The organism is Pseudomonas sp. GW823-FHT02F05 (assembly GCF_058797315.1).
Map to the genome: position 1 here is coordinate 1 of NZ_JBXAJM010000029.1, position 14,672 is coordinate 14,672.

At 61.8% G+C, this 14,672-nt stretch carries 13 protein-coding genes; 7 read left to right on the forward strand and 6 right to left on the reverse strand.

Annotation, left to right across the window (positions count from 1 at the left end; genetic code table 11):
• The first annotated feature begins 181 nt into the window (after positions 1-181).
• On the forward strand, positions 182-3,028 hold the full coding sequence (locus AC1RAC_RS25910; RefSeq protein ID WP_054897749.1) for a valine--tRNA ligase: 2,847 nt from the start codon (positions 182-184) through the stop codon (positions 3,026-3,028).
• 239 nt (positions 3,029-3,267) lie between these two features.
• Positions 3,268-4,284, forward strand: a complete 1,017-nt coding sequence (gene rlmF / locus AC1RAC_RS25915; RefSeq protein ID WP_034128662.1) for a 23S rRNA (adenine(1618)-N(6))-methyltransferase RlmF — start codon at positions 3,268-3,270, stop codon at positions 4,282-4,284.
• A gap of 182 nt (positions 4,285-4,466) precedes the next feature.
• Here rlmF and AC1RAC_RS25920 read toward each other — a convergent pair whose 3' ends face one another.
• Positions 4,467-4,748, reverse strand: coding sequence for an HU family DNA-binding protein (locus AC1RAC_RS25920; protein ID WP_003188840.1), 282 nt, complete (start codon positions 4,746-4,748; stop codon positions 4,467-4,469).
• Between the two features lie 396 nt (positions 4,749-5,144).
• Between AC1RAC_RS25920 and yejK the strand changes: the two genes are divergently transcribed.
• Both yejK and AC1RAC_RS25930 read left to right on the forward strand, forming a co-directional pair.
• Positions 5,145-6,149: a nucleoid-associated protein YejK gene (gene yejK, locus AC1RAC_RS25925; protein WP_065885922.1), complete on the forward strand. Its 1,005-nt coding sequence runs from the start codon at positions 5,145-5,147 to the stop codon at positions 6,147-6,149.
• The gene (locus tag AC1RAC_RS25930) at positions 6,149-6,499 is read left to right on the forward strand and encodes a glutaredoxin family protein (RefSeq protein ID WP_127880866.1); all 351 of its coding nucleotides are present in this window, start codon (positions 6,149-6,151) and stop codon (positions 6,497-6,499) included. The genes yejK and AC1RAC_RS25930 overlap by 1 nt, the downstream gene beginning before the upstream one ends.
• 230 nt (positions 6,500-6,729) lie before the next feature.
• On the opposite strand, the gene AC1RAC_RS25935 is transcribed toward AC1RAC_RS25930, so the two are convergent.
• Genes AC1RAC_RS25935 through AC1RAC_RS25955 form a run of 5 tightly spaced genes read right to left on the reverse strand, consistent with a single transcriptional unit; the run spans position 6,730 to position 10,489 of the window.
• Positions 6,730-7,707: a FecR family protein gene (locus AC1RAC_RS25935; RefSeq protein WP_054897747.1), complete on the reverse strand. Its 978-nt coding sequence runs from the start codon at positions 7,705-7,707 to the stop codon at positions 6,730-6,732.
• Positions 7,704-8,282 (reverse strand): RNA polymerase sigma factor, encoded by a 579-nt coding sequence (locus tag AC1RAC_RS25940; protein ID WP_089041331.1) that lies wholly within the window; start codon positions 8,280-8,282, stop codon positions 7,704-7,706. Before AC1RAC_RS25940 ends, AC1RAC_RS25935 begins: the two co-directional genes overlap by 4 nt.
• A gap of 7 nt (positions 8,283-8,289) precedes the next feature.
• Positions 8,290-8,616 carry a DUF3325 domain-containing protein gene (locus AC1RAC_RS25945; protein WP_034128665.1) on the reverse strand — a complete coding sequence of 109 codons (327 nt, stop codon included), beginning with the start codon at positions 8,614-8,616 and terminating at the stop codon, positions 8,290-8,292.
• Positions 8,616-10,190 carry a PepSY-associated TM helix domain-containing protein gene (locus tag AC1RAC_RS25950; protein ID WP_072447559.1) on the reverse strand — a complete coding sequence of 525 codons (1,575 nt, stop codon included), beginning with the start codon at positions 10,188-10,190 and terminating at the stop codon, positions 8,616-8,618. The genes AC1RAC_RS25945 and AC1RAC_RS25950 overlap by 1 nt, the downstream gene beginning before the upstream one ends.
• Positions 10,187-10,489 carry a DUF3649 domain-containing protein gene (locus tag AC1RAC_RS25955; RefSeq protein WP_014717062.1) on the reverse strand — a complete coding sequence of 101 codons (303 nt, stop codon included), beginning with the start codon at positions 10,487-10,489 and terminating at the stop codon, positions 10,187-10,189. The genes AC1RAC_RS25950 and AC1RAC_RS25955 overlap by 4 nt, the downstream gene beginning before the upstream one ends.
• 171 nt (positions 10,490-10,660) lie before the next feature.
• Here AC1RAC_RS25955 and AC1RAC_RS25960 point away from each other — a divergent pair, with 171 nt between their 5' ends.
• From AC1RAC_RS25960 to fecA, 3 genes are all read left to right on the forward strand, one after another.
• Complete coding sequence (locus AC1RAC_RS25960; RefSeq protein WP_014717061.1) at positions 10,661-11,149, forward strand: sigma-70 family RNA polymerase sigma factor; 489 nt, start codon at positions 10,661-10,663, stop codon at positions 11,147-11,149.
• Positions 11,146-12,087 carry a FecR domain-containing protein gene (locus tag AC1RAC_RS25965; RefSeq protein ID WP_089041333.1) on the forward strand — a complete coding sequence of 314 codons (942 nt, stop codon included), beginning with the start codon at positions 11,146-11,148 and terminating at the stop codon, positions 12,085-12,087. The genes AC1RAC_RS25960 and AC1RAC_RS25965 overlap by 4 nt, the downstream gene beginning before the upstream one ends.
• 221 nt (positions 12,088-12,308) lie before the next feature.
• Positions 12,309-14,645: a TonB-dependent Fe(3+) dicitrate receptor FecA gene (gene fecA, locus AC1RAC_RS25970; RefSeq protein ID WP_054897743.1), complete on the forward strand. Its 2,337-nt coding sequence runs from the start codon at positions 12,309-12,311 to the stop codon at positions 14,643-14,645.
• The last annotated feature ends 27 nt before the right edge of the window (positions 14,646-14,672 follow it).

Genomic DNA, 14,672 nt, shown 5'->3' on the forward strand with positions numbered 1-14,672 from the left:
CTCCCCCCCCCCCCCCCCCCCCCCCCCCCCCCCCCCCCCCCCCCCCCCCCCCCCCCCCCCCCCCCCCAGCTCCCACATTAATTCTGCATCGGTCTTAACCGTCTTCGCCTCGCCCTCGCCCCTATCCCCCGTTATACTTGCCGGCTTTCCTGAATAAATGCCAACTAGGGTCCCGCCGCGCATGGATAAGACCTACCAGCCCCACGCTATCGAAACTTCCTGGTACAACACCTGGGAGTCCGAGAACTATTTCGCCCCACAAGGTGCGGGCGACTCGTACACCATCATGATTCCGCCACCGAACGTCACTGGCAGCCTGCACATGGGCCATGGCTTCAACAATGCGATCATGGATGCGTTGATCCGCTTCCGCCGCATGCAGGGTCGTGACACCCTGTGGCAACCGGGCACCGACCACGCCGGTATCGCCACCCAGATGCTGGTGGAACGCCAACTGGAAGCCACCGGCCAGAACCGTCACGACCTGGGTCGCGAGAAATTCCTGGAGAAAGTCTGGGAATGGAAAGACCAGTCCGGCGGCAATATCAGCCGTCAGATCCGTCGCCTGGGTTCGTCCGTAGACTGGAGCCGCGAGCGCTTCACCATGGACGACGGCCTGTCCGAAGCCGTTAAGGAAGCTTTCGTGCGCCTGCATGAAGACGGCCTGATCTACCGCGGCAAGCGCCTGGTCAACTGGGACACCAAGTTGCACACGGCCATTTCCGACCTTGAAGTGGAAAACCACGACGAAAAAGGCTTCCTGTGGAACCTCAAGTACCCGCTGGCCGACGGCGCCAAGACCGCTGAAGGTAATGATTACCTGATCGTCGCCACCACCCGACCGGAAACCATGCTCGGCGATGCCGCCGTCGCCGTTAACCCGAACGACGAGCGCTACCAGGCGCTGATCGGCAAATTCGTCGAACTGCCACTGGTTGGCCGCCGTATCCCGATCATCGCGGATGACTACTGCGACCCTGAGTTCGGCACCGGCTGCGTGAAAATCACCCCGGCCCACGATTTCAACGACTACGAAGTCGGCAAGCGCCATAACCTGCCGCTTCTGAACATCTTCGACAAGAATGCCGCCGTATTGCCGGCCTGCCAGGTGTTCAACCTGGACGGCACGCTCAACGACAGCATTGACGGCAAGATCCCGGCCGAATATGCAGGCCTGGACCGTTTTGAAGCGCGCAAACAGATCGTTGCCGCCTTCGACGCTGCCGGGTTGCTGGTCAGCGTTGACGACCACGGCCTGAAAGTGCCGAAGGGCGACCGCTCCGGCACCGTGATCGAACCGTGGCTGACCGACCAGTGGTACGTGTCCACCAAGCCGCTGGCAGAACCTGCGATTGCCGCCGTGGAAGATGGCCGCATCCAGTTCGTGCCTAAACAGTACGAAAACATGTACTTCTCGTGGATGCGCGACATCCAGGACTGGTGCATCAGCCGTCAGCTGTGGTGGGGCCACCGTATTCCGGCCTGGTACGACGAATCGGGCAAGGTCTATGTAGGCCGCGACGAAGCCGAAGTGCGTGCCAAGCACAACCTCGGCGCGGACATCGCGCTACAACAGGACAACGACGTACTGGACACCTGGTTCAGTTCGGGCCTGTGGACCTTCTCCACCCTGGGCTGGCCGCAGCAGACCGAGTTCCTGAAGAAATTCCACTCCACCGACGTGCTGGTCACCGGCTTCGACATCATTTTCTTCTGGGTTGCCCGGATGATCATGCTCACCATGCACCTGGTGAAGAACGAAGACGGTACCCCGCAGGTACCGTTCAAGACCGTGTACGTACACGGCCTGGTACGCGACGGCCAGGGCCAGAAGATGTCCAAGTCCAAGGGCAACGTCCTGGACCCGCTGGACATCATCGACGGCATCGACCTGGAAACCCTGGTGCAGAAACGCACCTCGGGCCTGATGCAGCCGAAACTGGCGAAAAAGATCGAGAAGCAGACCCGCGACGAATTCGCCGACGGCATCGCCAGCTACGGCACCGACGCCCTGCGCTTCACCTTCTGCTCGCTGGCCTCCACCGGTCGCGACATCAAGTTCGACATGGGCCGCGTCGAAGGCTATCGCAACTTCTGCAACAAGATCTGGAACGCGGCGCGCTACGTGCTGGACAAAGGCGAAGACTGCGGCCAGAACGGCGAAGCCTATGAGCTGAGCCTGGCGGATCGCTGGATCATCTCACAGTTGCAGCGCACCGAAGCCGAAGTGACCCGCCAGCTCGACCAGTTCCGTTTCGACCTGGCCGCACAGGCCCTGTACGAGTTCATCTGGAACCAGTATTGCGACTGGTACCTGGAACTGTCCAAGCCGGTACTGTGGGACGAAAACGCGCCGGTCGAACGCCAGCGCGGCACCCGTCGCACCCTGGTGCGCGTGCTGGAAGTGGCGTTGCGCCTGGCGCACCCGTTCATGCCGTTCATCACCGAAGAAATCTGGCAGCGCCTGGCGCCGCTGGCCGGTATCGAAGGCAAGACCATCATGCTGCAACCTTGGCCGGTGGCCAACGAAGCGCGCATCGATGAGGCCGCCGAAAGCGATATCGAATGGCTCAAGACTCTGATGCTCGGCACACGTAACATCCGCGCCGAGATGAACATCGGTCCGGGCAAGCCGCTGGCCGTGTTCGTCAAGAACGCCAGTGCCGAAGACCAGCGTCGCCTCAGCGAGAACGATGCGCTGCTCAAGAAGCTGGCCAAGCTGGAGTCGATCACCGTATTGGCTGCCGATGCCGAAGCACCGTTGTCTGCCACCGCGTTGGTGGGTGATATGGAAGTGCTGGTGCCGATGGCCGGCCTGATCGACAAGGGCGCGGAACTGGCCCGCCTCGACAAGGAAATTGCGCGTCTGCAAGGCGAAGTGCAGCGAGTGGGCGGCAAGCTGTCCAACGCGGCGTTCGTTGACAAGGCGCCGGCTGAAGTGATCGAGAAAGAACGCGCCAAGTTGGCCGAGGCTGAACAGGCCTTGGGCAAGCTGGCGGAGCAACATGCGCGGATTTCCAGCCTGTAAGGGGAAACCGTGTAGAGAAAGAGGCCTTCGGGCCTCTTTTTTTTGTCCAGGAAAACGACACCATTTCCCAATCAAAACCCTATCCCTGTGGGAGCTGGCTTGCCTGCGATACTGACGACTCGGTGTATCAGGCAGACCGAGGTGATGCTATCGCAGGCAAGCCAGCTCCCACATTTGACCGAGTTGTGTTCAGGAATGTGTGACAATGCCCACCACATTGAGCCAACACCAGAATCATCATGACCGCCCCCACTACGCCCAAACCACCGCGCAAGAAGCCTAAAACCGCCGCCACGGCCAAACCCGTCGCGCCGCGCAAAGAGGCCACCCTGCACCCGCGCAACCGCCACACGGGCCGTTACGACTTCCCGGCGCTGATCAAAACCACGCCGGAACTGGCGCAGTTCGTGATCATCAACCCCTACGGCAAAGAGAGCATCGACTTCGCCAGCCCGGATGCGGTGCGGGTGTTCAACCGGGCACTGCTCAAGTCGTTCTATGGCATCCAGCATTGGGACATCCCTGCCGACTACCTGTGCCCGCCGGTGCCGGGGCGTGCCGACTACGTGCACTTCCTCGCCGACCTGCTGGCCAGCGTCAACGACGGCAAGATCCCGCGGGGCTCGATCGTCAAGGTGCTGGACATCGGTATGGGCGCCAACTGCGTGTACCCGCTGATTGGCTATATGGAGTACCGCTGGAACTTCCTGGGCTCGGAGGTCGACCCGATCGCCGTGTCCGCCGCCAAGGCCATCGTGCAGTCCAACGACCTGAGCAAGGTCATCCAGCTGCGCCAGCAACCCAACCCCAAGCAGATCCTGTTGGGCCTGCTGGAGCCGGGTGAGCGCTTTGACCTTACGATGTGCAACCCGCCGTTCCATGCATCCATGGACGAAGCCACCAAAGGCAGCGAGCGTAAATGGCGCGCCTTGGGCAAGGCCGACCCGAAACGCAAGTTGCCGGTGCTCAACTTCGGTGGTCAATCGGCCGAACTGTGGTGTGAAGGTGGCGAAGCGCGATTTGTGACGCAACTGATCGCCGAGAGCGCGCATTTTGCGCATAAAGTGCTGTGGTTCAGCACCCTGGTGTCCAAAGCGTCCAACCTGCCGGCGATCGAAACCGCGCTGAAAAAAGCCGGCGTGCTGGAAAGCCAGGTGGTGGAGATGTCCCAGGGGCAGAAGCAGAGCCGCTTTGTGGCCTGGACATTCCAGACCAAGAACGAGCAGCAGATCTGGCGCCAGCGCTGGGTTCGATAAGAATCATTGTGGCGAGGGAGCTTGCTCCCGCTGGAGTGCGCAGCGCTCCCAGGATTTTGGGGCCGCTGCGCTGCCCAGCGGGAGCAAGCTCCCTCGCCACAATAACCGCGCTCTACAATAAAATCGCAGGCAATAAAAAACCGTGCCCGGATCACTCCGAAGCACGGTTTTTTTGCTGCGTCTTACTTGTTAACAGCGTCGGTCAGGCCTTTAGCCACAACCAGCTTGATAACTTTCTTGGCAGCGATTTCGATGGCAGCGCCAGTCGAAGGGTTACGGCCAGTACGGGCAGGACGCTCGGTCACTTTCAGTTTGCCAACGCCTGGCAGAGTGATTTCGCCGCCATTTTCCAGCTGATCAGCAACAACTTGGCTCAGTTGGTCCAGCAGAGCGCGCACGGTAGTTTTCGGTGCGTCTACTGCTTCAGCCAGGTCAGCGATCAGTTGGTCTTTAGTAATAGCCATTGTGGTGTTCCTTCCCTATCAAATTCATATGGATTGCAGAGTGCAGTGTCAGCCGTCGAGCCCGACCGTCATGGCCTGGCATCCCCGGCCATAACCACGGAGATCGGGGTTATAGATGCTTGAAACGGGGATTGGTTCGACCTGACAAATGCTGAATGCACGCTTAACGCCGAGACTTGGCGTAAGACGGGGCAAAACTAGCACAGAGACGGGGAAATATCCGCCTCAACATACCCATTTGGTCAGCTTTATCGCTCTAAACCGTGAAAAAAAGGCATATGGCCAGTGGGAGGGCGTGCAAAATGCCGTTCGGGGCACGTCTTGACCAATGGGTGCGGTACACTGGGCGACTTTTCGGGGAGGCCGACCGCTCCCCTTCAACCAGCCGAGAAGCCTATGCCGATCCGTCATTGCATCGTCCACCTGATCGACAAAAAACCCGACGGCACACCCGCAGTTCTTCACGCCCGCGACTCGGAGCTGTCCGAGTCCGCCGCCATCGAGAACATGCTTGCCGACCTCAACGAGAGCTACAACGCCAAACAAGGCAAGGCCTGGGGTTTCTTCCATGCCGAGTCCGGCGCGCACCCGTTCAGCGGTTGGTTGAAAGAATACTTTGACGGTGGCCAGGACTTCACCACCTTCAGCCGCACGGCGGTAGAGCACCTGCAAAAGCTGATGGAGGAATCCAACCTCTCCACCGGCGGCCATGTGCTGTTTGCCCATTACCAGCAAGGCATGACCGACTACCTGGCTATCGCCCTGCTGCACCACAGCGAAGGCGTGGCGGTGACCGACGAGCTGGACGTGACGCCCTCGCGTCACCTGGACCTGGGCCAACTGCACCTGGCGGCGCGTATCAACGTCTCCGAGTGGCAGAACAACAAGCAGTCCAAGCAGTACATCTCCTTCATCAAAGGCAAGAACGGCAAGAAGGTCTCGGAGTACTTCCGCGACTTCATCGGCTGCCAGGAAGGCGTGGATGGCCCGGGCGAAACCCGCACCCTGCTCAAGGCGTTCAGTGACTTCGTTGAAAGCGAAGACCTGCCCGACGAGTCCGCCCGCGAGAAAACCAAGACCCTGGTGGACTACGCCAGCAGCCAGGCCAAGCTCGGCGAACCCATGGGCCTGGAAGAGCTCTCCGGGCTGATCGATGAGGAGCGGCCAAAAGCCTTCTACGACCATATCCGCAACAAGGATTACGGCCTGTCGCCGGAGATTCCGGCCGACAAACGCACCCTCAACCAGTTCCGCCGCTTCACCGGGCGCGCCGAGGGCCTGTCCATCAGCTTTGAAGCGCACCTGCTGGGCGACAAGATCGAGTACGACGAAGCCGCCGGCACCTTGATCATCAAGGGCCTGCCGACCCAACTGACCGACCAGCTCAAGCGCCGTAACTGATGCTGGGCGGGGTGCTCAAGAAAGTCCTGCTGGTGTTGCTGGTGGTGGTTGCGATCCAGAACTGGGGCAAGGTGGAGCGGCTGTTCAAGCCGTCCCAGGTGGCGCCCGAGCACGTACGTGCCTCTGCGCGGGTGGTGCTCTATGCCACCGAGTGGTGTGGGTACTGCAAGCAGATCCGGCGTTTTCTGGACCAGAAGGGTATCCCGTACCAAGCCGTCGATATCGAAAAGGATGCCAAGGCGCGCAAGGCGTATGAGGCGCTGGGCGGTGGCGGGATTCCGTTTGTGGACGTGAACGGCACCTTGATTCGCGACTACAACCCCGAAGCAATCATGGCCGCCCTGAAGTAACACCCAATCAAATGTAGGAGCTGGCTTGCCTGCGATGGCGGTGTAACAGGTTCAATACCTGTGACTGACACACCGCTATCGCAGGCAAGCCAGCTCCCACACAAGTCTGCTCTGCGCATCGAGCTCTGGGGTGTGATTTAAAATTGGCCTCCAGCGACACCATCGCCGAGCGTGTCGAGCTGAGGTATTTCTTGCCTGACAGATTCAGCAGCGAAAACCCCAACGCAGCCCTAGCGCAGCACAATCATGCGGCCCAACAGGCTGTGCTGTTCAAAACCCAGCACCGCTTGCAAGGCGTTCAAGACCGCTACAGGGTCCTGGCTCGGAAAGCTGCCGCTGACGCGTTTGGCGGCCATGTCCTCGTTAAGCAGAAGAATTCGACCGGGGTAATAACGCCTCAGGTCCTCGACCACATCGGCCAGGGGGGCCTTGTAGTAGTTGAGCCAACCCTCGCGCCAGGCCAGGCGTGAGGCGCTGTCGACCCCATGCAAAGGGTCGGCAATACCATCGGCGTAGGCCACTTGCTGGCCTGCTGTCAGCACCTGTTGCTGGCCCTGTTTGGAGGGCGTCACGCCCACACGGCCGGACAGCACAGTGACCTCGGCGCCGTCAGGTTGCAGGCGCACTTCAAACTGAGTTCCCAGTACTCGCGTTTCACCGCCGCTCGCCTCCACCACGAAGGGTTGGCCGGTGTGGGTCACGCTGAAAAAACCTGCACCACGGCGCAATTGGATGTGCCGTTCGCCCTGGCTGAAATCCACGGCGATGGCGCTGTCGGCGTCGAGGGTGACCTTGGATTGATCGGCCAGGGTGAAGGTCTTCACCTCCCCCGGCGCCGTCACATAATCGGCGCCCCACTCATCGACCCAGCGTGACGGCTGCCAACCGACGCCCATCGACACCATCAGCAGCAAGCAGGCGGCGACGGCCAAGGCACCAGACCAACGCGCTACCCGGGAGCGTTTGGAGGCGTTGATCGTGTTGAGGTAGCCCTGCAACGCGAGCGCGTCCTCGTCGGCCAGCTGGCGCGCCGGTACTTCGCTTAATTCCCAGAGCACCTGGGCTTGGGAGTATGCCTCGACGTGTGCGGGATCTGCGCGTAACCAGCGGCTGAACGTGGCCTGGTCGCCGCTGCTGGGCTGGTCATGCAGCAGGCACAACCAATCGAGCGCGGCCTGTTCCTGGGCGGGCGTGGGCGTGACGTTCACGGGGCGTTCCCTGGCGTGCGTGGAGGCGATGGTTCGCGAAGGCTGGCCTTGCAGGCTTCGAGGGCGCGCATCATATGTTTTTCCACGGCGCTTTGGGACAGGCCCATGGCCTTGGCAATTTCGGCGTACTTGCGGCCATGGATGCGGTTAAGCAGAAAAATCTGGCGAGTGCGTTCGGGCAAGCTGCGCAAGGCGGCTTCCACATGACGCAGATCATTGCCCGCCTCCAGCGCCGCCTGGGGTTCGCAGCCTTGGTGGTCGGATTGTTCCGGTAGCCAGCCTTCGCTGCTGCGCGCCCGTGCGCTTTCGCTGCGCAGGTGGTCGATGGCGATGTTGCCGGCGCAGCGCAGCAGGTAGGTGCTCAGCTCTTCGACCTGCACCAGCGGGCGACGCCAGAAGCGCAGGAACAGATCCTGCACCAGGTCGGCTGCCGTGGCGCGGCAACCCACACGGCGGCTGACCAACGCCTCCATTTGCGAGCGCTGGGACAAAAACACCTGCAGGAAATGCGCGCGTCCACCCGCTGCATCCGGGTGCGGAGTGTCCTGAGAAGATTGCGGTGGTTGGGTCCTCATGGCCGGCTCAAGAGAGGGCGAACGCCGCAACAGGGCTGGCCAGAAGAGCGAGCCCCGCGAGGATCAAGGCCAGCCTCGGCCGATACGGCAACAGCAACACCAGTAGCAAGGCGCTGAGCATCAACACCGCGCACCACTCCACCAGGCCCTGACTCCAACCGGCGCCCAGCACCGATGGCCAGATCGACACGCCCAGCAGCAACCAACCGCCCACCCGCAACCCCAAGCGCCGAATGGGCGTGGGTTTGCTGTGCAGCAGTTCGCCGTGGTGACGGTCGGTGGACAAGCACAGTGCCATGAACCCGGCGTAGCACATCAATAGCGCCAGAAGCATCAGTTGGCCTGCTGCTTGAGTGTTAACCCGCGGGCACGCTCGGCCTTGGGTAGCGGCGCGCTGCGGTGGTGCATCGTCCAGGCTGCCCAGGCGAGGAACACGCCACTCGCCAGGCAGGTGAGGTCGAAGCCGGCCATGGCCCAGTCGCCACTTGGCACGGAGACGCCCAAGTGGTGCGAGGTGGTGATGGCGTTAAGCAATGGAATGGCGGCAAACAATAGCGCGCCGAGGCTCAGTTGCTCGACCCAGCCCTGGCGACCGCGCCGCAGCAAGGCGTGCAACAGGCTCAGGCCCCAGGCGATAAAGAACGCCTGCACTTCCCAGTCCGAACGCTCGGTGAAGCTCACCGGCAACAGGCGGTTGGTCCAGAAAAACGCTGCAATGGCGATCATCAATCCGGGCATGCTGGCGATATTCAGTACCTCCACCAAACGCAGTTCAAAGGGCATCACCGAGGCCTTGGCGTGTTTGAGCTGGCGTTTGCCCAGCCAGATCACCAAGCCTGTGCCGATCATCGCCGTGCCCGCCAGGCCGCAGATAAAGTACAGCCAGCGCAGCACCGGGCCGGCGAAATGGCCCATGTGCAAACCGTAGAAACTGCCACCAACGACCGCTGGCAACGATGGCTCGGCACTGGCCCGCAACAGCTCGCCAGTGGTGCCGCTAAACGACAACGTACTGCCCGACGCATGCACTACGCTGTCGGAGCCGGCGCGGAACACATTGACCGAGGCGTTGACATCGCCAGGGTTGTTGACCGCCACACGCCCTACATGACCACCTGCCCACTGCTCCCGCGCCTGCTGGTACATCGGCATCAACGGCAGCAGTTTGCCCGGCTGGCCGAGGGCCGGCGCATTGTCAGTAGCGGGGAACAGCTCACTGAAAAACGCCCGGCTGTCGTCACCGTAGGACGCCACGATGGGCGCGGGCATGACCATGCTCATGAAAATCACCAGGCTGCTGTAGGTGATCATCAGGTGAAACGGCAGCACCAGCACACCCACCGCGTTATGCCCGTCCAGCCAGGAGCGCTGGCCTTTGCGCGGGCGGAAGGTGAAGAAGTCCTTGAAGATTTTCTTGTGGGTGATGATGCCCGTGATCAGCGCGACGAACATCACCATGGCAGCGATGGTCGACAGCCAGCGGCCCCACGGGTAAGGCATTTGCAGTTGGAAGTGGAAGCGATAGAAGAACTCACCGCCCTTGCTTTCCCGGGCCTGCACCGGTTGGCCGGTGACGGGGTCGAGGACTTTCTGGATGAAAGTGCCGCGCTTGCCGGGCTCGACCTTGTCTTGCCACATCACCGACAAGCCGGGGTCGCGGCGGTTCGGCAAGGTAATGAACCAGCGTGCGGCGGTAGGCGCCTGCTGTTGCAGATAGTTTTGCGCGACGGCGAGGCTGCGCTCATCGTCCAGGGGATGGGCCTGCACTTCGGGCTGCATCCAGTGGGTTATTTCATCTTTGAAATAGGCCAGGGTGCCGGTCAGGAAAATCGCGAACAGCAGCCAGCCGAAGATCAAGCCTGCCCAGGTGTGCAGCCAGGCCATGGCCTGGCGAAAGCCCTCTTTCATGTGCGAGCCATCCAAAAACCGATGCCGGCCAGGGTGGCCAAGAGTGCGCTCGGCACCATCACCCCTGCCCAGGCGCGCCATGCCGTGCGGCAGGCAAAACACCAGAGCACCGCCAGCAGGTAGAACACAAAGGAACTCATCATGCCGGTGACCACCGCATCGGCACGGGAGGTGGGCAGCCAGAGCGCCAGGCAAATGGCGGCCAGGGAAGCCATCAGGTAACCGCCAATCACCGCCGCCAGCACGCGCGAGGTGACGGCGAGGCGGTAGGACACGGGCAATGAGGTTTTGCTTTTCATGCGGCAGGCGCCTGGTTCATCAGCGCGCAATATTAATGATAAATATTCTCATAAGCAAAAGAGAACGGATGAATCACCTGCCTTGGCCGATTGCCGAACCTTGTCATGCGCCCTACAATGCGAACAATTCTTGTTCTCTAAAGCATGTCGAATGCTTGTGGAGTGATCGCGTTGCAGCCGTCCAACCCCGTCGAAGTGTTGTACAACGACCATCACCACTGGCTCACCGGCTGGTTGCGACGCAAGCTCGGCTGCCCGGAAAACGCCGCCGACCTGGCTCAGGACACCTTTATCCGCGTGCTCAGTGCCCGGGAAGCGCCAACGCTGATCGAGCCGCGCGCCTTCCTCACCACCGTGGCCAAGCGTGTGCTGTTCAACTTCTACCGCCGCCAGGACCTGGAGCGCGCCTACCTCGAGGCCTTGGCGCAGATGCCCGAACACGTGGCGCCGTCGGAAGAAGACCGCGCAATCATCCTGCAGACCCTGCTGGAACTGGACCAACTGCTCGACGGCTTGCCCAAGCAGGTCAAACGCGCCTTCCTGCTGGCCCAACTCGACGGCCTGACCTACGCGCAAATCGGCGCGCAACTGGGCATCTCCATCGCCACGGTCAAACGCCACCTGACCAAAGCGGCCATGCGCTGCTACTTCGCCCTATGAATGTCTCCAGCCAAGTCGCCGAACAAGCCGTGCACTGGTTGCTGGAAATGCAGCAAGGCACGCTCAACCCACGCCAGCAGGCGGCCTGGCAGCAATGGTTGAATGCCCACAGCGAACACCAACGCGCGTGGGAGCAGATCCAGCGCGTCAACCAACGCCTGCGCGGCGTGCCCTCGCCCCTGGCCCACGCGGCGTTGAACGCGCCCACCTCCACCAGCCGGCGTCAGGCGCTTAAATTGCTGTTGATTCTGGGTGCCGGTTCGGCCGCCGCCTGGAGCCTGCGCCAGCAACATATTCTGCCGCCGCTGACGGCTGACTATCGCAGCCCGGTGGGCCAGCGCCGCACAGTACAGCTGGCCGACGGCAGCCAGTTGCAGCTCAACACCGGCAGCGCGGTGGATGTGCATTTCGACGGCCAACAGCGCCTGGTGCGCCTGCTTGAAGGTGAAATCCTGCTCACCGCCCGTGCAGGCCAGGCGCCGTTGCACGTGCTGACCGGCCAGGGCCTGCTCAGCAGCCAGGCGGCGCGCTTGACTGTGCGCCAGTTCAACGACCACACCCAACTGGCGGTACTGGCCGGTCAGGTCGAGGTGATGCCCAACCGCTACAACGGCCTGCCGCTTAGTGTCGACGCCGCGCACCAAGTCAATTTCACCCGCAAAGGCTGGGACACCCCGCGCCCCACCGACGCCAACAGCGGCGCCTGGGCCGACGGCATGCTGGTGGCCGCACACATGCGCCTGGAAGACTTCCTCAATGAATTGGGACGCTACCGTCGCGGCCAGCTCCATTGCGATCCACAAGTCGCCAACCTGCTGCTGTCCGGCAGTTACCCACTGGATGACAGCGAACGCATCCTCGACCTGCTGGAGATCAGCCTGCCGGTGAAAGTACGGCGCTTTACCCGTTATTGGGTGACCGTGCAGGCACGTGCGTGATGCATAGCGCTTTTTGTAGGAGCGAGCTTGCTCGCGAAAAACCTCAACCCACCGCGTTAAACCAGACAACCCGCGTGATCGTTGACGACCTTCGCGAGCAAGCTCGCTCCTACAGTGGGCGGTGAGCTCGAAATATTTTTTGCAGCTGTGAGCCGTTTTCCGCACCTGGCGTGACAGAGAAGGAAAGCCACCTTGATCCTTCCTTCTCAGGACCGCCCTTCATGCCCCAGCACCCGACGCTTCTCGCCCGTACACTGCGCCAACTCCTGCTCGGCGCAAGCCTCAGCCTGACCGCACTGCCGGCGGTGATGGCAGCCGACGCCAAGGCGTACCACATTGCACCGACCACCCTGGAAGCGGCCCTGAATCAATTCGGTCGTGAAGCCGGCGTACTGGTGTCCTTCGGCTCCGCAGTGACAGTCGGTATGCAAAGCCCAGGGCTGTCGGGCAATTACAGCGCTGCCGGTGGCTTGCAAAAACTACTGGAAGGCACCGGCCTGCAAGCCCGCGCCGAGGGTGATAACGCCTACAGCCTGCAACCAGCCGGCGCCCCCGCCACCCTGGAGTTGCAGACCTCCAACGTGGTCGGCGACTGGCTCGGTGACGCGGCGCAAACCAACGTGTTCGAACACCCCGGCGCCCGAGATGTGATCCGCCGCGAAGAATTCGAACGCCAGGGCGCCACCCAGGCCCGCGATGTGCTCAACCGCATCCCTGGCGTCAACGCCCCGGACAACAACGGCACCGGTAGCCACGACATGGCGCTGAACTTCGGCATTCGCGGGCTCAACCCGCGCCTGGCGTCGCGCTCCACCGTGCTGATGGATGGCATCCCGGTGCCCTTCGCGCCTTACGGCCAGCCGCAACTCTCCTTCGCGCCGATCAGCATGGGCAATATGGACGCGGTGGATGTAGTACGTGGCGGCGGTGCGGTGCGCTATGGCCCGCAAAACGTCGGTGGCATCGTCAACTTCGTCACCCGTGCCATCCCGGATGCGCCGACGGTCAAGGGTGGTTTGCAGACCGAGACCAGCCCCTCCTCCAGCCACGACGGCTTCAAGACCACCGGCAACTTGCTGGCTGGCGGCACCGCCGACAATGGGTTGGGTGGCGCGCTGCTGTACTCCGGCACCCGCGGCGGCGACTGGCGCGAAAACAGCAACACGCGCATCGACGACCTGATCCTCAAGGGCAAATACCAGTTGGACGACGCCAATAGCTTCAACGCCATGGCGCAGTACTACGAAGGCCAGGCCGACATGCCGGGCGGTTTGAACGTCAAGGACTACAAGGCTGATCCGTACCAGTCCACCCGCCCGTATGACAAGTTCTGGGGCCGCCGCACGATGTTCAACGTCGGCTACCGCTACGAGCAGGACCGCCGCGAATTCACGGTCAACAGTTTCTTCACCAAGACCCTGCGCAGCGGCTACCTGGACCAAGGCAGCTTCCTGTCGCTGTCGCCACGGGAATATTGGGTACGTGGCCTGGAAACGCGCTTCGCCCAGGGCTTCGACCTCGGCCCCACCAGCCACGAAGTGGGTGTTGGCTACCGCTACATCAATGAAGCCGGCCACGAGCTGCGCTACCGCACGCCGATTGCCGTCAACCAGCAAATCCCCACCACCAACAGCCGCAACGACCGCGACACGCGCGGCGGCACCGAAGCCAATGCGTTCTTCATCGACGACCGCATCGACATCGGCAAGTGGACCATCACCCCAGGCATTCGCTACGAGATGATCGAGTCCCAGCAGACTAACAACCTGAGCAACGTCAAATACAAGGGCGACTACAACACCGCACTGCCAGCGCTGAACGTGCTCTATCACCTCACCGATGATTGGAACCTCTACGCCAACACCGAAGGCTCGTTCGGCAGCGTGCAGTACAGCCAGATGCCCAACCGTGTGAACAGTGGCGAAGTGAAACCGGAAAAAGCCCGCACCTGGGAACTCGGCACGCGCTACGACAACGGCAGCTTGCGCGCAGAAATCGGCGCATTCCTGATCAACTTCGACAACCAGTACGACAGCAACCAGACCAACGACACCGTGATCGCCCGCGGTGAAACTCGCCACCAAGGCATCGAGTCGAGCATCAACTACGCCCTCGACGGCCTGAGCCCCGCACTGGCCGGCTTCGATGTGTACGCCACCTACGCCTATGTGGATGCGACCATCCGCGAAGACGGCCCCAACAAAGGCAACCGCGTGCCCTTCTCCTCCAAGCACAAAGGCACCCTCGGCGTGGGTTACACCGAAGGCCCTTGGAAGCTGAATGTGGACAGCAGTTACCAGAGCAGCCAGTTCGCCGACAACGCCAACACCCAGGCCGAAAGCGCCGACGGTGCCAATGGGCGCATCCCCGGCTACATGCTGTTCAGCAGCCGCGCAGCCTACGATTTCGGCCCGCAGTTGTCGGACTTGAATGTGGCGGTGGGGGTGAAGAACATCTTCAACAAGCAGTACTACACCCGCTCGTTCGATGACAACAACAAGGGCAAGTACGTGGGTGAGCCGCGTACGGTGTATGTACAAACCTCTATCGCGTTCTAACTGTATTTTGTAGGAGCGAGCTTGCTC